The organism is Paenibacillus agaridevorans, assembly GCF_018604145.1.
GTDB classification, from domain to species: domain Bacteria; phylum Bacillota; class Bacilli; order Paenibacillales; family Paenibacillaceae; genus Pristimantibacillus; species Pristimantibacillus agaridevorans.
The window spans coordinates 71,665-92,885 of sequence record NZ_CP075889.1; the positions used below are offsets into that span (position 1 = coordinate 71,665).

Annotated in this window: 22 protein-coding genes; 11 read left to right on the forward strand and 11 right to left on the reverse strand. The window is 56.6% G+C overall.

Going from position 1 to position 21,221, the window contains the following annotated elements; all coding sequences use genetic code 11:
• Positions 1-53 precede the first annotated feature (53 nt).
• A complete protein-coding gene (gene prpB, locus KJW29_RS00250) occupies positions 54-959 on the forward strand; it encodes a methylisocitrate lyase (protein WP_214628310.1) in 906 nt (301 codons plus the stop codon).
• Between the two features lie 23 nt (positions 960-982).
• Here prpB and KJW29_RS00255 read toward each other — a convergent pair whose 3' ends face one another.
• Positions 983-1,759 (reverse strand): AraC family transcriptional regulator, encoded by a 777-nt coding sequence (locus tag KJW29_RS00255; RefSeq protein ID WP_214628311.1) that lies wholly within the window; start codon positions 1,757-1,759, stop codon positions 983-985.
• Positions 1,760-1,897: 138 nt separating this feature from the next.
• On the opposite strand from KJW29_RS00255, the gene KJW29_RS00260 reads away from it, so the two are divergent.
• Positions 1,898-2,671, forward strand: a complete 774-nt coding sequence (locus KJW29_RS00260) for a phytanoyl-CoA dioxygenase family protein (RefSeq protein WP_214628312.1) — start codon at positions 1,898-1,900, stop codon at positions 2,669-2,671.
• A 252-nt stretch (positions 2,672-2,923) separates the two neighbouring features.
• On the opposite strand, the gene KJW29_RS00265 is transcribed toward KJW29_RS00260, so the two are convergent.
• The 10 genes from KJW29_RS00265 to KJW29_RS00305 form a co-directional block, all read right to left on the reverse strand.
• Positions 2,924-3,100: a dihydrofolate reductase family protein gene (locus KJW29_RS00265; protein ID WP_214628313.1), complete on the reverse strand. Its 177-nt coding sequence runs from the start codon at positions 3,098-3,100 to the stop codon at positions 2,924-2,926.
• 13 nt (positions 3,101-3,113) lie between these two features.
• Entirely contained in the window at positions 3,114-3,455 is a 342-nt protein-coding gene (locus tag KJW29_RS00270) for a DUF1801 domain-containing protein (protein ID WP_214628314.1), read from the reverse strand.
• The gene (locus KJW29_RS00275) at positions 3,452-3,925 is read right to left on the reverse strand and encodes a YciI family protein (protein WP_214628315.1); all 474 of its coding nucleotides are present in this window, start codon (positions 3,923-3,925) and stop codon (positions 3,452-3,454) included. Before KJW29_RS00275 ends, KJW29_RS00270 begins: the two co-directional genes overlap by 4 nt.
• 103 nt (positions 3,926-4,028) lie before the next feature.
• Positions 4,029-5,273 carry an RNA polymerase sigma factor gene (locus KJW29_RS00280; RefSeq protein WP_214630925.1) on the reverse strand — a complete coding sequence of 415 codons (1,245 nt, stop codon included), beginning with the start codon at positions 5,271-5,273 and terminating at the stop codon, positions 4,029-4,031.
• Positions 5,274-5,284: 11 nt separating this feature from the next.
• Positions 5,285-5,719 carry a YciI family protein gene (locus tag KJW29_RS00285; RefSeq protein WP_214628316.1) on the reverse strand — a complete coding sequence of 145 codons (435 nt, stop codon included), beginning with the start codon at positions 5,717-5,719 and terminating at the stop codon, positions 5,285-5,287.
• 90 nt (positions 5,720-5,809) lie between these two features.
• Entirely contained in the window at positions 5,810-6,472 is a 663-nt protein-coding gene (locus KJW29_RS00290; protein WP_214628317.1) for a DUF998 domain-containing protein, read from the reverse strand.
• Positions 6,473-6,477: 5 nt separating this feature from the next.
• Positions 6,478-7,305: an alpha/beta fold hydrolase gene (locus KJW29_RS00295; RefSeq protein ID WP_214628318.1), complete on the reverse strand. Its 828-nt coding sequence runs from the start codon at positions 7,303-7,305 to the stop codon at positions 6,478-6,480.
• A 320-nt stretch (positions 7,306-7,625) separates the two neighbouring features.
• Positions 7,626-8,180 carry a hypothetical protein gene (locus tag KJW29_RS35860; protein ID WP_246608519.1) on the reverse strand — a complete coding sequence of 185 codons (555 nt, stop codon included), beginning with the start codon at positions 8,178-8,180 and terminating at the stop codon, positions 7,626-7,628.
• Between the two features lie 398 nt (positions 8,181-8,578).
• Complete coding sequence (locus KJW29_RS35865; protein WP_246608520.1) at positions 8,579-8,971, reverse strand: hypothetical protein; 393 nt, start codon at positions 8,969-8,971, stop codon at positions 8,579-8,581.
• 770 nt (positions 8,972-9,741) lie between these two features.
• Entirely contained in the window at positions 9,742-10,731 is a 990-nt protein-coding gene (locus KJW29_RS00305; protein ID WP_214628319.1) for a LacI family DNA-binding transcriptional regulator, read from the reverse strand.
• Between the two features lie 251 nt (positions 10,732-10,982).
• Here KJW29_RS00305 and KJW29_RS00310 point away from each other — a divergent pair, with 251 nt between their 5' ends.
• The 9 genes from KJW29_RS00310 (at position 10,983) to KJW29_RS00350 (ending at position 20,894) form a co-directional block, all read left to right on the forward strand.
• Complete coding sequence (locus tag KJW29_RS00310; RefSeq protein WP_246608521.1) at positions 10,983-11,744, forward strand: SDR family oxidoreductase; 762 nt, start codon at positions 10,983-10,985, stop codon at positions 11,742-11,744.
• Positions 11,741-13,018 (forward strand): nickel pincer cofactor-dependent isomerase, group 22, encoded by a 1,278-nt coding sequence (locus tag KJW29_RS00315; protein ID WP_087566277.1) that lies wholly within the window; start codon positions 11,741-11,743, stop codon positions 13,016-13,018. The genes KJW29_RS00310 and KJW29_RS00315 overlap by 4 nt, the downstream gene beginning before the upstream one ends.
• Entirely contained in the window at positions 12,982-14,517 is a 1,536-nt protein-coding gene (locus tag KJW29_RS00320; protein ID WP_246608522.1) for a gluconokinase, read from the forward strand. The genes KJW29_RS00315 and KJW29_RS00320 overlap by 37 nt, the downstream gene beginning before the upstream one ends.
• A gap of 340 nt (positions 14,518-14,857) precedes the next feature.
• A complete protein-coding gene (larE, locus tag KJW29_RS00325; protein WP_214628320.1) occupies positions 14,858-15,673 on the forward strand; it encodes an ATP-dependent sacrificial sulfur transferase LarE in 816 nt (271 codons plus the stop codon).
• Positions 15,673-16,353, forward strand: a complete 681-nt coding sequence (gene larB / locus KJW29_RS00330) for a nickel pincer cofactor biosynthesis protein LarB (RefSeq protein WP_087566280.1) — start codon at positions 15,673-15,675, stop codon at positions 16,351-16,353. The genes larE and larB overlap by 1 nt, the downstream gene beginning before the upstream one ends.
• Complete coding sequence (gene larC / locus KJW29_RS00335; RefSeq protein WP_214628321.1) at positions 16,350-17,867, forward strand: nickel pincer cofactor biosynthesis protein LarC; 1,518 nt, start codon at positions 16,350-16,352, stop codon at positions 17,865-17,867. Before larB ends, larC begins: the two co-directional genes overlap by 4 nt.
• 15 nt (positions 17,868-17,882) lie before the next feature.
• Positions 17,883-19,133 (forward strand): glucuronate isomerase, encoded by a 1,251-nt coding sequence (locus KJW29_RS00340; RefSeq protein WP_214628322.1) that lies wholly within the window; start codon positions 17,883-17,885, stop codon positions 19,131-19,133.
• A 190-nt stretch (positions 19,134-19,323) separates the two neighbouring features.
• Positions 19,324-20,505, forward strand: coding sequence for a MalY/PatB family protein (locus KJW29_RS00345; RefSeq protein WP_214628323.1), 1,182 nt, complete (start codon positions 19,324-19,326; stop codon positions 20,503-20,505).
• A gap of 14 nt (positions 20,506-20,519) precedes the next feature.
• On the forward strand, positions 20,520-20,894 hold the full coding sequence (locus KJW29_RS00350) for an MmcQ/YjbR family DNA-binding protein (protein WP_246608523.1): 375 nt from the start codon (positions 20,520-20,522) through the stop codon (positions 20,892-20,894).
• Positions 20,895-21,221: the final 327 nt, after the last annotated feature.

The following is a 21,221-nucleotide window of genomic DNA, read 5'->3' on the forward strand; positions in this document are numbered from 1 at the left end:
GATTTGCGGACGTTTGCAGTCAGAGCAGATGGAGAGGAAGGGAGAATGGGGCGATGTCATGGCTAGTGGAAGAAGAGCCTAGTCAATATGAGCTGTCTCAGAAGTTCCGCGCGCTTGTCGCAAGCGGACCGATCGTTCAAATACCGGGAACGCATGACGGCATGTCGGCCAGGGTGGCGAAAGGCTGCGGATTTCAAGCTTTGTATTTGTCCGGAGCGGCTTATACGGCAAGCCGGGGGCTGCCTGATCTGGGGCTTATCTATAGCAACGAAGTGGCGGAGCGGACGCGGGAGCTGGTTCGGGCATCGGGGCTGCCTGTGCTTGTCGACATCGACACCGGTTACGGTGGCGTATTAAACGTTGCCCGCGCAGCCAAGGAGCTGGTGGAGGCAAAGGCGGCGGCCGTCCAGCTTGAGGATCAAGACATGCCGAAGAAGTGCGGTCATCTCAACGGCAAGCGGCTTGTGACGGCGGAGGAGATGGCGCAAAAAATCCGGATGATCAAGGATGTTAGCCCGAGCTTGTACGTCGTCGCGCGGACGGATGCGAGGGACGGGGAAGGGCTCGAGGCGGCGATCTCGAGAGCAAAACAATATGCGGCCGCCGGCGCGGATGCGATTTTTCCCGAGGCGTTGGAGGGGGAGGCGGAATTTCGGACATTTAGCGAAGCCGTCCGTATTCCTCTGCTCGCCAACATGACGGAGTTCGGTCGAACGCCTTATTATACCGCCGATCAATTCGCGGACTGGGGCTTCCGAATGGTCATCTATCCCGTCACCTCGCTGCGCGCCGCGGCCAAGGCGTACGAACGGGTTTTCACGGAGATTGCCCGCAGCGGCACGCAAGTCGCATCGCTGCCGGATCTGCAGACGCGCAAGGAGCTGTACGAGACGATCCGTTACTCGGATTACGAGGCGCTCGACGGCCGTATCGCGAGGACGGTGCTTCCGGAAAAATAGGGTGGTATGTCCCCAAACGATCGTCAGAATCGATGTTTCTTACGATAATCGGACGGATTGATTTTACACTTGCTCTTGAACATTCTGCTGAAATAAAAGGCGTTTTGGTACCCGCATTGCTCGGCGATATGTTCGAGCGTATCGTCGGTTTCGACAAGCAGCGACCGCGCCTTCTGAAGCCTGATGGAAGTCAGATATTCAACTGGGGATTGGCCGTACGCTTGCCGAAAACGTCTGGTCAACTGAGAGGCTCCGATGCCCAGCTCCTTCGATAACTGGCCAAGATTCCAGCCATATTCCAGAGCATGCCGCTCCAAAAAAGCCAGAACCCTGCCCATGACAGGGTCCTGCTTCGTTTTGCGGGCTCTGTCCGCGGAGGATGCCTGCTCCAGCGACAGGACGGCCAGCAGGTCGCCGACGAAGTGGCGAATGTAGGCCGTTCCTTCGCCTTCTTCCGATTGCGCGCACGCAATGCGCAAATAACGATAGGTAGACTCCAGTCGCTGCAAATTCCGAATCGCAAGCTTGCCGGACGGCCACTCTTGTTCGGAGGCGAATTCGATAAACAGGAAGGAGAGGGGCTCCACTACACGGCGTTTCAGCCGCATGCCGGGCGGACAGAGGACAAGCTCGCCGTAGGCGGCCTCCTCGAAGTCGGCTTCCTCCCGATCGTCCATCGCGAAGGCGAACCGTCCAGACAACGCGGCAAGCATCACCCAGTCCTCATATTGATCCTCCTCCAGCCTAAATTCCTCGCGGACTCCGCTTATGTAGCTAATCTTGATTTCCAACGCTTGCAAGTCGCTTTCCCCTTTCCCTCGATATTTGCAAAAAAGTATATGAAATAGAATAAAGCAGTGCATGTAAAAAGTAAATGTCGGCGTTTATTATAGGTATCAAGAAGACAAACGTAAAAAAAAGTGAAGGGGAAAGGGGAAATGATGATGAGCAACATTATGCTGTTGTCCGACGAGCAAGTGAAAAGCTATAACGAGCAAGGGTATTTTGTGCTTCGCAATGTATTTAGCGAGGAGGAAGCCCGCGTCCTGCAAGCAGAATGCGACAAACTTCTGACGACGGAGCGTTTCCTGGATAGCGGCAACGTTCGCGCCGGCTACAAGAGCTACGCCAATGGAGACGTGAAGATCGAAAGAATGGATCCGGTGCACGATATATCGCCGCTGTTCGCCGAACTGGTGAAGGATGAGCGCATTTTGTCGCCGCTGCGCGACATCTATATGGATGAGCCGCTGCTGTTCAAGGATAAGCTGATCTTTAAGCTGCCGGGAGCGAACGGATACAGCATGCATCAGGACGCATCCTGGTGGCAGGGCTTCCCGATCGAAGGGCTGATCAGCGTCATGGTCGCTATCGACGGAGCGACGGTGGAAAATGGCGGGCTGGAGCTGTTCCCCGGTTATCATGACCGTTTCCGCTCGACTCCGGGCGAGTTGCGCAATATGAACGCGGCGGAAATCGCCGAGATTGATCCTCGGAAAGGGGAGATTGTCGAAACCAATCCCGGGGATGTCATCATCTTCCATTCCTTTACGCCGCATCAGAGCGGAGCCAACACTTCGGACAATAGCCGCAAGCAGCTTTATTTGACCTATTCCCCGTCGAAAAACGGCCAGCTGTACAACGCGCATTACCAGCACTACAAGCGGTATGCGCTCGCGGGCAAAGATTTGAGCAAATATTATTTCTTGTAATCGCATGGCACGAATCGCCGAAACCTTCTCCTGATCGTCAGGAGAAGGTTTTCTGGTGCGCTAGGCAGCACAACGACTACTTCACTCCTCGTCGTTGTACGTTATTTCTCCAACTCATATCGGGTCGCGATTGAACGTTCTGCTAGACAGCAGCTTGAGCTTGATTTTCTCGTCGTTGCCGTCGAATATCGATTCCCCGCCCCCCAGGACGACAGGACAAATGGTAAGCAGCTGCTCCTTAAGGGCCTTGATTTACTCTGCGATATTGTCTTTGATCAGCGTCGTATTGTTCCATTCCACCTTGTCCATCGTGCCGGAAATAACGATCTTCTTGACATCCTGTATCCACTTGGCATGCTCCATACTGTGTGTCGACGCATTCGGATCGTCCAACACCGTGGGCCAGTAGCGTCTACCGACGGGCTGCATCTACGCTTGCAAGTTATAGCGAGCTCGAAGCTTGTCCAAGCAACGACACTATCTCCTCCAAGTCGACCGGATCGCCTTGGCGCAGTTTGATCGATTTGCGCTCCGGCGGGCCGTCGTAACGGCCTTCGGGGAACTCGAGACCAGTCGCGTTAAAGATGGTGAAGCTGACCGCGTCTTTGGAGGTCGAGATGACGGCGGCGTATTTGCCGTTCTTGAGGAAATGGGGTTTCTTGTACTGCATGCGTTCGGTTGCCTCTGGTATCGTCTGCAGGACGGTTCCTCGGAGAGTGGATGACAATTCCTTCTGCCACGGCAGTTGCAAAGCTTCGATAAAATCCGTTACTTCTTGGTTCATGGTTTGGCGCTCCTCCGTGATGGATTTGGCGAATTGGTCGTCTTTCTTAACATGTGCAAATGGTTCTCCAGATCGTGTTCAAGCGTCGAATGTTGAATCTTTTTCTCGGCAGCCGGCTGCTCCTTGAGTCGGCGAAGCTCGATCAAGAATTCTCCGCAGCCTGCCGGCACCGGCACGCGAAGCGCCCAGTTCAGCGCCTCTTCCTCCGAATCGACTTCGATTAAGGCGACTTCCGCCACTAACATTCCATCGGTCGGGAACGGGCCGGATTGTATGCGGGGGCGAGCCCGGTCTGCCGAATACGTGATTCTCGCGCCGAACGAGCTGGGGAGCAACTCCTCGGCAGCCAGCAGAATGCCGGCTTTCGCCAGCGACCGCCGAAAGGCCGAGACGGCATGGACATCTTCGGCGCGAACGGGAATGCCCGCCTCGCGATGTCCCGTGGATTTGATGATGATCATGTAACGCATGTAAGCGTCCCTCCTCGCGGGAAGGAGCTTTCAAGCTGCAGCCTTCCCTTATTATAGCAACGAGCGGGAGACCTCATAATCGACATGCGCATGCAAAAAAATATTAAAGCGCCGACTCGCATTTCGCCGCCCTGCCGAGCAGCAGCGCCCGTTCCCGTTCGTTCCGGGTCAAGGACGCGGCGCGGAGAAATTCCGCCCGGGCTTCGTCACTGCGTCCTAGCTTAAATAGGAGGTCGCCTCGTACGCTCGGCAACAGGTAATAATCGGCTAGAGCAGGCTCGTCTTGCAGCGCATCCAGCATCTGCAGCCCGAAAGCGGGGCCAAAAGCCATGGCGATGGCCACGGCCCGGTTCAGTTCGACGATCGGCGAGGGCGCTGCCCGAGCAAGCGCTTCGTAAAGCGCGGCGATGCGGGGCCAGTCCGTTTCCTCCGCGGCAGGCGCCTGAGCATGACAGGCCGCGATGGCCGCCTGCAGCGCGTAGGGTCCCAGTGGCCGTCCCAGAGAGCGGCATCGATCCAGCGCGGCAAGTCCGCGCCGGATCAAGAGCCAGTCCCATGCCGCCCGATTCTGATCCATCAGCAGTACGGGATCGCCCTTCGCGTCCACCCGCGTTCGCAGCCTGGAGGACTGGATTTCCATTAGCGCGACCAGTCCGTGGACTTCGGGCTCGGCAGGCGCTATTTCCGCCAAAACGCGACCGAGACGCAGCGCTTTCTGGCAAAGCAGGGGGCGAGTCCATTGCTCGCCGGAGGTTGCCGAATATCCCTCGTTAAACATGAGATAGATCACCTCGAGAACGGCGGACATGCGTCCTTGAAGCTCGTCGCGGGCAGGAAGCTCGAAGGGCACTTGCTCCGTCTTCAGCGTCTTCTTGGCTCGGACGATGCGCTGGGCGATCGTGGATTCGGCGACCAGGAAGGAGCGGGCGATCTCGTCGGTGGCGAGACCGCATAACAGTCTTAGCGTCAAAGCGACGCGGGCGTCCTGCGACAAGACGGGGTGGCAGGTCATAAAGATCAGACGGAGGAGATCGTCGCCGATCTCCCCGTCTATCGCTTGATCCACGTCGTCTTCCGTGTAGAGCGGCATGCCATGCGCCAGATCTACGTACTTCTGATCGCGCAGCTTCGATCTGCGAATATGATCCAACGCGCGCCGCTTCGCCGTCGTCATAAGCCAACCGCCGGGATTATCCGGCAAGCCGCTTGCGGGCCACTTCTCGAGCGCGACGACGAGCGCGTCCTGGGCGAGATCCTCCGCTAGTCCGACATCCCTCACCATCCGGGTGAGCGCCGCCACCAGCTTGGACGATTCCATCCGCCAGATGGCCTCGATCGTTCGCTCCATCCGGTCGGCATTCACGCTTTAGCCTGTTCCTTTGCTTGCTCCCGCAGCGCGGCATCCCTTGCGATGGAGTCCGGGTTCTCCATAAGCTCCTCCATCTCGAACACTTGTCTAAGCTCGATCTCGCCTTGTCCGAACCCGTGGGGATCCGGCATGCGCATTGCCCAAACGATAGCTTCTTCGCGCGACTTGACCTCGATGAGCGTGTAGCCCGCGATCATTTCCTTCGCTTCGGTGAAGGGACCGTCGATGACCTTCGGCTTGCCTCCGGGCTCGGGATACGAAATCCGGACGGCGCCCGCGCTTGGCTGCAAGCCGTCAGCGGCCAGGAAGACGCCGGCTTTGATCAGTTCTTCGTTATATTTTTGCATGGCTTCGAGCAGTTCGGGGGTTGGTTTGACGCCTGCTTCGGAATCGGTTGTCGCTTTCACGATCATCATAAATCTCATGGGTAAAACCTCCTGTAATTTGGTTTCGTTAATGGTCTACTTAGGTTTCGATAGGGGAAGATGAATGTCCTGCCGCCAAGCGCAACGCGTTCAAGCGGCGGTTACTTCGAGTTGCAATCGCGTTGCGAGCGCCGAGACAAAGCCGAATGCAACGATGCCTGCAATGCCCATGATGATGCCTACCCAACCGACGAGAGACATGCCGACTACGATGAGGAGGGGAGACAAGCATGCCGTGGCGATGCAATAAGACGACCAGCGCCGCTGACCTATGGATGCGAACCTCCGCGCAAACACGATATTCGCCGCGATCAGCGCAAGGAACGCGACAAAAAAGGCGAGGGAGTGAATCGCGGCTTCGCCGCTCATCGTCGTCGGCGCCTCCTCGGGAGCCCCCGATGGGAAACCAAGTCCGGGGTCCGGACGGAATAAACCCGCCAGAATCATGCCGTTGCCGTAGATAGCGGTAAGAAGAGGTCCCCAGGTTCCGCCTTTGCGCCCCCGCAGTACGGTACGAATCGCAATCGCCGCCAAGGCAGTGAGAGAGCCGGTAACGATAAAGTTCGCGCACTGGATCCACCCGGCATCGCCGAGCGTCAAGGAACTGATGGCGTGGCGACGGATATCGAAGCCGGAGCGGGTGAATATTTGGGCAATGACAACCGCGTAGAATAGCGGTGCGGATAACATGCCGCATCTGAGCAACCATTTGGTAACGCGAGATTTGGCGGATACGGATAAGAAGGCCGACATGAGTATCAATTCCTTTCTTTTGGTTGTGCAGGCGCGAAGAATGCCTTTAGCTCTGCGGCGGTCGCTTCGGCTGGAAGCTGCTTCATATGTCCGAGTCCCTTTCTGCACACTAGAGCGGCATGGGGGAGAGCGGCCGCCGTCGCCTCGGCGCCCCGGCGCATCGACTCCGGGCTTTCCGCTCCGGCGAGCACGAGGGTCGGCATGGCGACGCCGGTCCATTGGTCCGTGGGCAGCGGTCGGCCGTCCATATATCCCTCTAGCAGAGCGGCATCGTATGGGAGCGTATGGGCAACAGCGGTAAGCTTGCGCCATACGCCCGGCATGATGCGCATCATGCCGACCACAAAGGAGGGCGCGCCCATCCCCGTCGTCAAGAAATAGCGGACTGCGTCTCCTCGGCGATCGTCGGCGATGAGCTGGCGCAAATGTCGCAGAAAGTCCTTAGGAGGCTTGCGATCCGCGGCTCCTACAATAAAAGGCGGCTCGTGCAGCGCAAGCTTGGAGATAGCGGAGCCGCTTGCCGCCGCATGCAGGGCGAGCGCCGCTCCCGAGGACAACCCCCAGACATAAGCGCTGCCGCCGGCTGCTGCGATAACGGCGTCCAAATCCTCGATCTCACGTTCGATGGCATACGACTTTGCGTCCCCGCTGTCGCCGCGTCCTCGTCGGTCGTAGTTGTACACCGTGAATCGCTCCGACAACAGTCCGGCAAGCTTGACCGCGCCGGGAAACTTGCGGTAGCCGAACGCTCCGGAGACGAGAATGAGAGGCGGGCCTTGCCCTGTTTGGTCATATACGATGGTCGTGCCGTCCTTGGAGGTTACCGTGTTCATGAGTGTTGCTCCCTTCCGAATTGTGTGTCTCTATTATGACAACGATTGATGCCGGAGGAAATCGACATGCTGCGAAAAAGTTTTTTGTTGATTGTGCGTTTGAGTTTTAGTGCCTGTTGTTCAAAGAAAATAATGTGTTGGGTTGTAAGCTAAGTATTAGTCTCGGATTATATAGAGAAAATGAAATATTTGCCAATCGGCCGATTAAGCTAATGGACAGGTTAGTTCCAATATGTGTTAAAACCACTCGTCTTTCTTACTCTCATACCAAGCATCGACATGCTGGCAAATCAAAATGCCGTAGATACGCATGTACCACATCATCGTCGAGCGGTGACGGCCCGTTCTAATTTGTAGTCGACCTTCTCACGCTTGTTGGAGCGCTCGACGGATGTGCGGCGTTTGTAGACCAGCTTCCATTGCTCGGTTCCGCGAACGGTCTTCGGGAACAAGCGAAGGTTGTCGTTGCTGTGCGTGTGGTAGGTCCGGCCGTATTTGGCGTTAGAGCATCCGCAGGAAGGGGTGCATCTCCACTTGCGACGTAGCTGGGATTTGTCATAACCATTGGGCTTCATCTTGTTGCCGTTCGGGCAGATGGGTATACCCTTCGGAGAGACTTGAATATCACTGTTCGTAGCGATGTTGCTCTTGCTCCGGCTATTCAGATCGATGAATGGCTCGATGTTTTGGTGGTCAAGCGGCAGGTAGATGGTCTCGGCATCGAGGAGCATTTTAGTTACTGTGCCCAAGGAGAATCGTTGCTTAAATTCAGCTGAGCTCGCGACCAGGCTGACAGCATCATGCCGCGAGGCAGGCTGCAGTCTGGGATACAGCGGTAAATCGTGTTTACTGTCCGCCGCAGAGATCATGTACATGTGGTACCCGTTGAAATACTTTTCTCTGGCGCTGTCCCACCCCGAGTTGCAATCGGGCTGGGAGTAAAAACGAGGGTGGCTGCAATTGGCTTTGCCGAGGGCACGACAATCCGCAAGTCGGCTTGCTTCGGGGATACGCCGATGTGACCAGTGGCGTCCCATCGCCTGCGACGGTCATCGCAGAGAGATCCCCGAGCAAAGCAAGCTGAGCAGAGACGGAGAGAAACGTTCTTGGAAGAAAGCGAACAGGCGATCAGCCGGCAAGGCAGACTGACGATGGGCGTGCCGCATGATCCACTTCATAAGACGCTTGACACGACCGGTCGAGGTCGTGGGCGCTTTTTTGCCCTTCTTGCCTTTCTTCGGTTTGCGAATTCGCTTAGGCAAGCGTTGAGGTTTTAAATGCTTGTCTTCAACTGGCCATAGGCGCGTAAGTAGTCGTAGTAGGTGCCGACGCCGGGAACGTCGTCGCTTGCAAACCCGCTGAGAATCACATAGATCCGCGTCCGCTTCATCTCATTAATCCACTCGGTAAGTCCCATCGTCGGATTGGTCATGAGCAGCAAGAGATACGAGCGAAAGAGAGAAGCAGGATCTCGAGGAGCAGGACCTTGGGCAGAATAGTGGTCTTGCATGAAGGACGTGAGGGACGAGAGGTCGTTCATGCAGCATTTCAGTACAAGAGGCCAATCTTTGTTGATGAGGACGGTGCCGTTAACGCCAAAGGCCGTTTGCAATTGCTGGAGGACAAGTTGTTGGTAGTTGGCATGAGGGATAATGGAAGGTTTCAAGATAACACGCTCCAATCGGGAGTGGTAAGGGTCATACCCCTTCACGCGAGTTTATGTCCAATGCACTTTTGTGGGCAGAGTCCAAGAGAAGGTTTGCACAATTAGTGCAGCGATTGGACGTCACATCGATTTCGAGGAGCTTACCGAAGAGCAAGCGCGAGAACGCATGCGGAAGAAAGGCGCCGATGAGGAAACGATCGACTTTGTAATAGGTTGGCATGCCAATCGTCCAAAATCTGCTTATACAGTAGTTCCGACCGTCGAGCAGATCACTGGCCATCCAGCACGAACCTTTGCGAGGTGGGTCTCTGAAGCACGTACAACATCTTACTAACCCATAAGAAGCGCTTCAAAGCAGCAACTATTGATTTGCTAAAGGGAGAACGTTGGTTCAGAGCAGTCATTATCGGTCAAGGTAGGAGTGGACGGGGTATTCACGGCCAACTGTTAGGCAAGCTGGGAGTCGATACAGGTTACTTAATCACAAAATCCTTCCCCTCGCCTTCTACCATCTGCTCCCAAGATTCATACGCTGTACAGTAATATCATTTCGATGTCGATGTGGACGCAAAGTCAAATATCTGCGGATTGCGTAAGCAAGAAGTAGTAGATGGGCTGTTCCGCCCCATGTGCCAAGAGCACATGGGGCTTATTTAGAGCGACCGCTTCCGAAGACACCCATACACATGGCTAGCAACAAACTCCAGCTTCGGCCTGTTGAGCTGTAAGTGAGGAGGTTACCTTAGTGAAGGCTCTGTGTCGGAGGGGCTTTATTGTAATCGGGTGGAGGAACTCCTGACGACGATTTCCGGTTCGAGCGCAATCGTCAGCAGTTCGTCCGACATCTCAATCAATTTGTGAAGCGCTTCGGCGATGACGGAAGCGATCGCGTGGACGGAGACGCCGACTGCCGTTGTCGGTACGTCGAGATCCTCCATCAGCGGAATATTGTCGTAGCTGACGACGGACAAGTCCTCCGGTACGCGAAGCCCCCGCTCGCGCGCAGCGCGGTAAATGCCGCGCGTCAGATCTACGCCGCCGCTGATGACCGCCGTTGGTGGCGAGGGCCAATCGAACATAGCTTCCGCCGCGATGTAGCCGTCGTGAGTCTCGAGCCCTTCCATTCGCAAGATGGATTCGTCGGCAACGCAAAGACCGAGCTTCCGTGCTTCGCCCAGAAACGCTTCGATCTTGACGGTCTGCATCGGGTCGTCGCCGTCGGGTCTGCCGAGGTAGGCGATTCTCGAGTGGCCAAGCTCCGCCAGATGACGGACGGCGAGGCGAATCGCCTGGCCTCTGTTGACGTCGACGGTGGAGAACGGATGCGACCCGGCCGCCCCGTAGACAAGTAGCGGCGACTGCATGCTCCCGATCCCGCTTAGCTCGTCGCGGTTGCCGCTGTGGTCGCCGAACAGCAGGACGGCATCCATTCGGTAGCGGTTAAAGGATTCGATCGCGGCTTCCGTCCGGCTGATGGAGAGCAGCGTCGTGTAACCCCGCCGCTCCAATTCGTCATTCAGCTTCGTGATCAAGGAGGACAAGGCCCCGCGTTCGACGGTGGGCCAGATGATGCCGATGGCGCCGGACTTCCGCGATACAAGGCTGCGGGCGGCGATGTTGGGCTGGTAGCCCATCTCGCGCGCAATCTCCCAGATCCGTTCTTTGGTATCCGCTTTAATATTCGGATTGCCCAGAAGCGCCTTGGAGACGGTGGAGAAGCTGACGCCAGCGCGTTTGGCGATGTCCTTAATCGTTACCATATATTCTCTCCTTATGGGGATAATGTTGGAGTAACAATAGGTGTAGAAAGTAATTGTAACGTATCTAGCGTAGATGGCGGGATCGAAGTTGATGTATCGTCTTCTTGTCTCGTATCTGCGGCTGCATGCCGAGATGTAGTCGATTGTTTAAGGCATCCGGAACACTTCGTTTTTTGTGGTGGACAGTACTAGCTTAATCTATTATGATTGAAATTACAACGTTGTAAATTATGAGCGAAGGGGTTGCTCTCATGTTTAATTTGGAGAATACCGTGTCCGTCGTCATCGGCGGCAACGGCGTGTTGGGAAGCGCGATGTCGGAGGCGCTGGCGGAAGCAGGATCTAAGGTGGCCATCATCGGCCGCGATATGGAGAAGGCGGAACGCGTATGCGAAGCGATTCGCGAGAAGGGCGGCGAAGCGATCGCATTAAAAGCGGATGCGGCGAACAAAGGCGATCTGGAAAATGTACTGGCGAAGGTGCTGGAGTGGGGCGGCAGCGTAGACACGCTGATCAACGCGTCGGGCACAAATAGCGCTACTCCTTTCTTCGAGTTGGAGATGGATGAGTGGGACCGCATCTTGGACGTGAACCTGAAGAGCGTCGTGCTGGCCTGCCAAGTGTTCGGCAAGCAGATGATCGACCAGGGCAGAGGCGGCTCTATCATTAACATTTCGTCGGTATCTTCGGGTCCCCCGCTGTCCCGCGTGTTCACGTATTCCGTGTCCAAGTCGGGCGTCAACTCGGTTACCCAGTTCCTTGCGCGCGAATTCGCGAAGGACAACGTGCGTGTCAACGCCATTATCCCGGGTTTCTTCCCGGCCGAGCAGAATCGCAAAATTTTGTCGCCGGAGCGGATAGAATCCATTATGGGCCATACGCCAATGGACCGGTTCGGTACGCCTGAGGAGCTAAAGGGCGCCGTCGTCTATCTGGCCTCTTCCAAAGCATCCTCCTTCGTGACGGGTTCGTTCTTGCGTGTTGACGGCGGCTTCGGAGCGATGACGATATGAGCGATCTGCTGACACGCCTTGTCGAGCAAACGCCGCTTCCGAGCCTATACCGTATCCGTCAGCGATTTGATGGCACCAAGCTGGAGGATCCTGTAGGAGATCTTCGTCGCGGGCTGAAGGAAAGCCCTCAGCTGCAAGCCCTCAAGCCGGGCGCGAAGGTGGCGCTGGCCGTCGGAAGCCGCGGCATCTCGCGAATCGACGAGCTGACCAAGGCCGTCGTGGACGAGCTTAAGCTGCAGGGCTGCGAGCCGTTTATCGTACCTTGCATGGGCAGTCACGGAAGCGCTACGGCGGAAGGCCAGACGGCCGTCCTCGCTCATCTCGGCATCGACGAATCGACGATGGGCTGTCCCGTTCGTTCCTCCATGGAAGTGATCGAGCTTGACCAGCTGCCGAACGGCTTGCCCGTTTATTGCGACAAGATCGCGGCGGAGGAAGCCGACGCCATCGTGGTCGTGAATCGGATCAAGCCGCACACGGCGTTCCGCGGCCCCATCGAGAGCGGCCTCTTCAAAATGATCGCGATCGGCCTCGGCAAGCAAAAGGGTGCCGAAGCTTGCCACCAGCTCGGTTTCAAATACATGGCCGAGAACGTTCCCGCGATGGCTCGCATTATGATCGACAAGCTGCCGATCTCCTTCGGCGTCGCGGTCGTGGAGAACGCGTACGATCAGATTTGCCGCGTAGAGGTGGTCGGGACGGACGTCATGGAAGCGAGAGAACGCGAGCTTCTCGCGGAAGCGAAAGCGCGCCTGCCGAAGTTTCTGTTCGACAGCTTCGACGTGCTCGTCGTCGACTATATCGGAAAGAACATAAGCGGCGACGGCATGGATCCCAATATAACGGGACGGTATCCGACTCCTTACGCGTCGGGCGGTCCCGAAGTGAACAAGATCGTCGTACTCGACTTGACGAAGGAGTCCAAGGGCAACGCCAACGGCGTCGGCACGGCGGATTTCACCACGAGCCGGCTTGTGGGCAAGACGGATTGGCCAGGCACCTACGCCAACGGTCTGACATCGACCGTATGCGCGCCGACGAAGCAGGCGACGACGCTCGCGAACGACATGGACGCCATTAAGGCGGGCATTAAGACGAGCAATATTTTGGACTATACGACGGTTCGTCTGGCTCGCATCAAGGATACGCTGCATCTTGGCGAGATCGAAATTTCGGAGAGCCTTTTGGAGGAAGCCAAGGGTCATCCCGATATCGAAATTCTGGAAGGCCCGTATCAATGGCAATTCGACGAGGAAGGATTTCTGCCGAAATGAATCGTGAATCCAAGCTGATTATCAGCATCGATATCGGAACGACAAGCACGAAGACGCTGGCCGTCGATTACAAAGGCGGGATTCTCGGCTCCCACTCGATCGGCTATCGCCTGCATACGCCGCAGCCTGGTTATGCGGAGCAGGACCCGGAGGAGATGTCGGAGGCTGTCATCGAATGTGTCTCGCAACTGATGGCGAAGGGGGGCTGGAGCGCGGATGACGTGCTGTGCGTAAGCTTCAGCTCCGCCAATCATAGCGTGATACTGATGGACGAAAGCGGCAAGGCGCTGACCCCGGTCATCACCTGGGCAGATTTGCGCAGCGCGGAGCAAGCGAATGAGCTGAACGTCATAGGCGAGGGGCTGGGCGCTTACTTGCGTTCCGGTACTCCAATCCACCCCATGTCGCCGCTGCCCAAGCTGATCTGGATGAGAGAAAACCGCCCGGACCTGCTGGCCAAGACCAGCCATGTTATCGGGATTAAAGAATATTTGCTGCATAAGCTGTTCGGAAGATACGTCACGGACTATTCCATGGCAAGCGCGACGGGACTCTTCAATGTAGAGACGCTGGATTGGGATCCGCAAAATATGGAGCTTGCCGGCGTTAAACGCGAGCAGCTTCCAGAGCTGATGCCGTCCACGGGCCGGATCCAGGGGCTGAAAGCGGAGTTCGCGGAGCGGATGAAGCTGTCGGCAGCTACGCCGTTCGTGCTTGGAGGACAGGACGGCGTACTGGCGAATCTCGGCATCGGAGCGATTGAGCCTGGCGTTGCCGCCGTCACGATCGGCACGAGCAGTGCCGTACGCACCGCTGTTCGCGGTCCGCTGTTGGAGCCGGAAGGGCGCCTGTTCTGCTACGCGCTTGCGGATGATTATTGGATGATCGGCGGAGCTTCCAACAATGGCGCGATCGTCGCTCAATGGACCGCGGAGCGGCTGTTCCCCGGCAAGGCGATGGAGGACGTGATGCCGATTGCGGCGGAAGTGCCGCCAGGTGCGAACGGCCTGTTCTTCTTGCCGCTGCTGTCGGGAGAGCGCGCGCCGTTCTGGGATGGCAAGGCCAAGGGCGTTATGTTCGGCCTGACGCTTGCTCACACGGAGAAACATATGCTCCGCGCCGCGATGGAAGGCGTCATGTACCAGATCGCCGCCATCGTATCGCTGATGAAGGAATGCGGCAACGAAGTGAAGGAGATCCGCGCCTCGGGCGGCTTCGCACGTTCGGAGATATGGTGCCAGATGTTGGCCGATATTCTCGGCGTGCCGGTGTCGATACCGGAATCGGTGGAGAGCTCCGGTCTCGGAGCGGCTCAGTTGGGACTGTTCGCCATGGAGGAGGGCCGTGGCCCGCTCCTTCGTTGGAACGCGACGAACGGCGTATCCTACGAGCCCAACATGGACACGCATGCGATCTACAGCGAGCTGCTTCCGTTTTATTTGAACCTGTATCACGCATTGAAGCCGTCCATGCATGAAATGGATCGTTTGCCGATCTAAACGAGCGAGCCGCCCCATTGCAGGGCTCTGTAAGCCGAGAAAATCGGGTTACAGCATGGCGCGGAGTAACTTTTGGCTCTGTAAGCCGAGAAAATCGGGCTATTGCATGGCGCGGAGTAACTTTTGGCTCTGTAAGCCGAGAAAATCGGGTTACAGCATAGCGTGGAGTAACTTTCAGCTCTGTAAGCCGGAAAAATCGGGTTACAGCATAGCGGGGAGTAACTTTCGGCTCTGTAAGCCGAGAAAATCGGGTTACAGTATGGCGCGGAGTAACTTTCGGCGCTGTAAGCTGAATTATCGGCTTGCGGCACAACAAGCAGCACAATGAAGGAGGGGCGTTATGGCTCAGGAAAAGGTTGAGAGACTTCAAGAGATTTTGCGCGAAATGGGCTCTGTTGTCGTCGCCTTCTCGGGAGGCGTGGACAGCACGTACCTCCTTTATGCGGCGCTGGAGACGTTGGGTAAGGATAAGGTGTTGGCGGTAACCGCGGATTCCGAGACGTATCCGGCCGAAGAGCTGGAGGCTGCGAAGACGCTTGCGCTTCAGATGGGCGCCAATCATGCCGTCATCGAGACCTCGGAGCTTAACATTCCCGGCTACAAGGAAAACAACGGCAATCGCTGCTACTTCTGCAAAAGAAGCCTGTTCGAGCATTTGGAGCCGTTCGTTCAGGATGGCCGCTATCGCCATATCGTCTACGGTTTGATCGCCGACGATATGAGCGAGCATCGCCCGGGTGTACAGGCGGCGAAGGAGAAAGGCGTGCGGGGACCGTTGCAAGAGGCTGGATTAGGCAAGGAAGAAATTCGCGAGCTGTCCATGCGCGCGGAGCTGTCGACTTGGGATAAGCCCTCCTTCGCTTGCTTGTCCTCCCGTATCGCTTATGGCGAAGAGATTACGATCGAAAAGTTGAACAAGGTCGGCTCTGCGGAGCGGTTCATCCGATCGCTTGGCATCCGCCAGGTGAGGGTAAGGGTGCACGGCGATCTTGCGCGCATCGAGGTTGAGCCCTCATCCATGGTCGAGCTGGTCGGTTACGCGTCCGTTATTTCCGACGAGCTTAAGAAGCTCGGCTTTCTGTACGTATCGATGGACATGGGCGGTTACAAGAGCGGCAGCATGAACAAAGCGCTGAAGCTGGAAGGAGCCGTCTAATGTCCGGATACGAGGAGATGGATTTTTGCAAGCTGGACGTGGACAGGGAGGAGCGTACGGGCTTCCCTGAGGTCATCTTCGGACTTGGCAAAACGCCGGAGCAAGCGGAAGCGATCTTCGGCCGCATCGCCGAGGTTCATGGCCGGGCTCTCGTAACGAGGGCTTCGGCGGAAATGGCGGAGCGAATTCAGGCCGCGTACCCGGGAGCCGTCTACGATCCGGTGTCGCGGCTTATTCGTTTGGACGGCGAACCGAAGCGGCTGCCCGGAACCGTGGCGGTTCTGACCGGGGGAACATCCGATATTCCCGTAGCAGAGGAAGCGGCCTGCACGGCGGAATGGATGGGCTGCCAAGTGGACCGCATCTATGACGTAGGCGTCGCAGGAATCCATCGTCTGCTGGCTCAGATGGATCGCATTCGCGCAGCATCCGTCGTCATCGCTGTTGCGGGGATGGAAGGCGCGCTCGCCAGCGTTGCGGGCGGACTCGTGCGGCGTCCCGTCATCGCGGTGCCGACCTCGGTGGGATACGGGGCGAATCTGCAGGGCGTAACGACGATGCTGGCGATGTTGACCTCCTGCGCGTCAGGCGTCACGGTCGTCAACATTGACAACGGGTTTGGCGCCGCTTACCAGGCGGCTGTTATTTTGCAATTGGTTGCGGAGGCGAGCGAAAAATGAAGACGTTATACCTGGACTGCGTCTCCGGCATCGCCGGCGACATGACGTTGTCTGCGCTGGTCGATCTGGGGGCGGATGCAGCTTATATTAGCGAGCAATTGCGTACGCTGCCCATCGACGAATTCACCATGGCGTTCGTGCCGGTTATTCGCAAAGGCATCTCAGCCAAGTGGCTCGACCTTCGTTTTGAAGAGAGCCAGGATGGCCACGGCCATTCGCACTCACACGAGCACGGACACGACCATGGCCACTCGCATTCACACGAGCACAGCCACGACCATGATCACGGCCACTCGCACTCACACGATCACAGCCATGACCACGGCCATTCGCACTCACACGATCACAGCCATGACCACGGCCATTCGCACTCACACGATCACAGCCATGACCACGGCCATTCGCACTCACATGAGCACAGCCATGACCACGGCCACTCGCATTCACACGAGCATAGTCACGCCCATGACCACGGCCACTCGCACTCACACGATCACGGCCATGACCATGGCCATACTCATGATCATTATCACGACCACGAGCATCGCAAAGCCTCGGACATCTTGGCGATGATCCGGAATTCCGCGCTGCCGGAGCGGGTCAAGGCGCGATGCCTTGCCATCTTCGAAGTTATCGCGGAAGCCGAAGCGAAGATCCACGGGATGAGTCCGGCGGATGTGCATTTCCATGAGGTCGGCGCGATGGATTCCATCGTGGACATCATTGGCGTATGTCTGGCGCTGGAGAATCTAGGCATCGACCGGATCGTGGTATCGCCGGTGCCTGTAGGTCATGGCCGTATTCGAATCGCGCACGGCGTTTATCCAATCCCGGCCCCGGCGACGGCGGAGATAATGACCGGCGTGCCGATCTCGGCGTTTACGGCGCAAGGCGAGTTGACTACGCCAACGGGAGCCGGCATCGTCAAAGCGCTGGCGTCTTCGTTCGGACCGACTCCTGCCGGCGTGGTCGAGCGGATCGGATACGGCGCGGGAACAAAGGACATGGATCATCCCAATGTCGTGCGTGCCGTTCTTTACCGCGAAGAGAACGCGGCCCAGTCGGAGCGAATCACCGTCTTGGAAACGCAGGTTGACGACACGACGGGAGAACGGCTCGGCTATACGATGGAGAAGCTGTTCGGCGCCGGAGCGCTTGATGTTTACTACACGCCGGTGTTCATGAAGAAGAACAGGCCCGGCGTCCTGCTGACCGTCCTATGCCATGCGCGGGACAAAGCTGCCTGCGAAGACATTTTGCTGCGGGAAACGTCGACGTTCGGAGTACGCAGCTACGAAGCGGACAGACGAATCCTGGACAGAAGCTGGGTAGAGGCGGAGACCCGTTACGGCATGATCAAAGTAAAGCAAGCGCATGACGGCGAGCGGCTAGTGAAGTCTTCGCCGGAGTACGAGGACGCGGCCAAGGCAGCGCGGAAATACGGCGTCTCGCTGGAGGAAGTGTACCAGGAAGTGTTCCAATCGCTTCTGTTCCGCGACAAGCAAGGAGAATAGGGGAGGATCCAACCGATGAACGAAGAGATTCGGCAATTAAGAGAGAGAACGGTACATCTGGCAAACACGCTGCCCGTCACCGACATGCACACCCATCTGTACGCGCCTGAGTACGGGGAACTGTTGCTATGGGGCGTGGACGAGTTGCTTGTATACCATTATTTGGTGTCGGAATCGTTCCGCAGAACAGACCAGCCTTACGACGAATTCTGGTCCTTATCCAAGAAGGAGCAGGCCGATCTGATCTGGCAGCGGCTGTTCGTCGATCATTCGCCGGTGAGCGAGGCGGCAAGCGGATTTATTACGATGCTTAATCGGCTTGGCATCGACGTATCGTCCAGGAATCTGGACGATTACCGCGAGGCCTTCGCGAAGCGCAGCGTGAACGAGCAAGTCGACGCCGTGATGGAGATCGCCAAAGTAGAGCGAATCGTCATGACCAACGATCCGTTCGATCCGCTGGAACGTCCCGTTTGGGAAGCCGGCAACGGCAAAAAGGATCCTCGTTTCTACGCCGCCCTGCGCGTCGATTCCTTGCTCAATAATTGGCCGTTCGCGGTCCAAGAGCTGAACAAACAAGGCTACCTGGTGGAAGAGGCATGGACCGAAGGGACCAAAAACGAGGTGCGCCGCTTTCTCAAAGAATGGATTATTCGCATGGACGCGTTGTATCTGGCCGTTTCCATGCCTGGCGACTTCGCGTATCCGGCCGAACATCATCGCACGTCCATGATCGACGAGGTGATGATTCCGGTCTGTCAGGAGCAAGGCATTCCGTTTGCGCTAATGATCGGCGTGCGCCGAGCATCCAATCCAGGGCTTAAGCTTGCCGGCGACATGAGCATGAAGTCCGATGTGTCCGCGGTGGAGGCGCTGAGCCGGAAGTATCCGGAGCAGAAGTTTATCGTGACCATGCTGGCCCGCGAGAATCAGCATGAGCTTGCCGTGCTTGCCCGCAAATTCCGCAATCTGATGATTTTCGGCTGCTGGTGGTTCCTGAATACGGACTCCATCGTGGAAGAGATGACGCGCTTCCGGATCGAATTGCTGGGAACGACGATGATCCCGATCCACTCCGACTGCCGCGTGTTCGAGCAGCTTATCTACAAGTGGGAATATTCCCGCAAGATTGTCGGCGAAGTGCTTGCGGACAAGTATGTCAAGCTGCTGGAAAGCGGCTGGCGCGTGACCGACGAGGAGATCAAGCGCGACCTGGAAGATATGTATCATCGCAACTTCTGGCGCTTCCTCGGTCGCGAAGCTTAACCCCGATCCAAGCTCCCATTCCGCAGCAACGGCGGAGCGGGAGCTTTTCTGCTGGATGGAGATATGCGGATCCAAAGAACCTAAATTCCATATAGCTGTTGCTTAGCGGGGACGGAATCGGTAAAATGATGACAAACAATAGGCGGCGCGAGGAGACTCGCGCCCGTACGCTGCAGAAGAGGTGAAACGCGTGACTGTAAATTTTGACGAATTGCTGGACCGCCGGAATACAAGATCCTACAAGTGGGATCAATCCGAAAATATGTTTGGCGACAAAGATATACTTCCTCTATGGGTAGCGGACATGGATTTTCCGAGTCCTCCCGCCGTGCAAGAGGTGCTTAAGCGTCGCGCGGAGCTGGCTGCTTACGGCTATGCGATCCGGACGGACGATTATGCTGCGTCCATCGTGAACTGGTTCAAACGCCGCCATGGCTGGGATATCGATCCGGCCTGGCTCGGGGATGCGCCAAGCGTCGTTACTTCTCTAAGCCTTTGCGTCGAACAATTCTCAGAGCCCGGAGGTCAAGTAGTGCTGCAATCGCCGGTCTATTATCCGTTCTACGACGTCATCGAGAGCAATGGCCGCAAGGTCGCCAAGAACCCGCTGATTCTCAAAGACGGTCGATATGAGATGGATTACGAGCATCTGGAATCGTTGTTCCAGGGCGGAGCCAAGCTGCTGCTGCTGTGCAGTCCGCATAATCCCGGCGGACGGGTATGGGAGCGGAGCGAGCTGCTGCGGCTGGGAGAGCTGTGTTTGCGTTACGGCGTCATCGTCGTATCGGACGAAATCCATTGCGACTTGACGTTCCCGGGGCATGTCCATACGCCGTTCGCGACGTTGTCTCCGGAGATTGCCGACATTACGATTACGACGTTGTCCGTCACGAAGACGTTTAATTTGCCCGGCCTTGTAACTTCCTTTATGGTGGTTTCCAATAAGGCGCTCAAAGCCAAGCTTGACAAGCGGATCCATACGCTGTCTCTCCATATGGCCAGCCATTTCGCGCAGGATGCGGTCGTAGCTGCCTATAATGAGAGCGAGCAATGGCTGGATGACATGTTCGCCTATGTGGAAGGCAATCTCGCTTACGCGCTCCAATACTTGCAGCAACATCTGCCATCGGTAAAGCCGATGAAGCCGGACGGCACCTATCTGCTGTGGGTGGATTGCAGGGAATTGGGACTCGATAAGGAGGGTCTCAAGGATTTGATGTATAAGCGCGCCAAGGTTGTCTTCAACGAAGGCTCTTCATTTGGCAGCGAAGGCGAAGGCTGGCTGCGGATCAACCTGGCTTGCCCAAGGTTTATTCTCGAGAAGGCTCTCCGTCAATTCGCGGAGGCGGCAAACAGTCTGGAATCCCGATAAAGGCGGCGATGAACGTGGAGCAGCAGGATAGCGGCATGAAGACGGAGGAAGGACAGGCTATGCTGGAACGGGTTCGGTCGATATGCGCGGAGTTTCCCGAATCGACCGAGCTTATCGACGGCCATGGACACACGGTCTATAAGGTGAAGAGCAAGTCGTTCATTATGATGCGGGATGGCATTATGCATATCAAGTCTACGACGGAAAATGCAGAGATCTTGCTTCAAGACGCGAGATTCTTTCGGACTCCTTACATCGGCCAGCATGGCTGGATCAGTATAAGGCATCCCGAGGACTGGGAAATGATCGCCGATCTCTTGGAAGAGGCTTACCTGCTGGCCGCGCCTAAGGGACTCGCGAAGGCGTGGCTTCAATCCAAACGAGGCTAGTGCCGCTTACGGCCCCTCCATACGCATCTATAAAGCCACAAAAGTCAATTTGTGATTTTTCGAGCCCCGCATTAAGTCGGATTTAAGAAAAAGGACCTCCTCTCCACTTACAGTGGAGTTCGAGGTCCTTTCACGTATAAAACTCTAACAGACGTAATCGACGCTATTTGCCCGTTTTTTGTCCTCAACCAAATCTAACAGACAGGAGAGACGTTATATGGTCGAAAACAAGCAATTAGACGTTCGGATGATGCCGATAATGTCGTGTGTGTCCCTTAGATTTTAGAAAACCTGCAAAATTGAAGAATAACGTTGTTTATGTCCGTT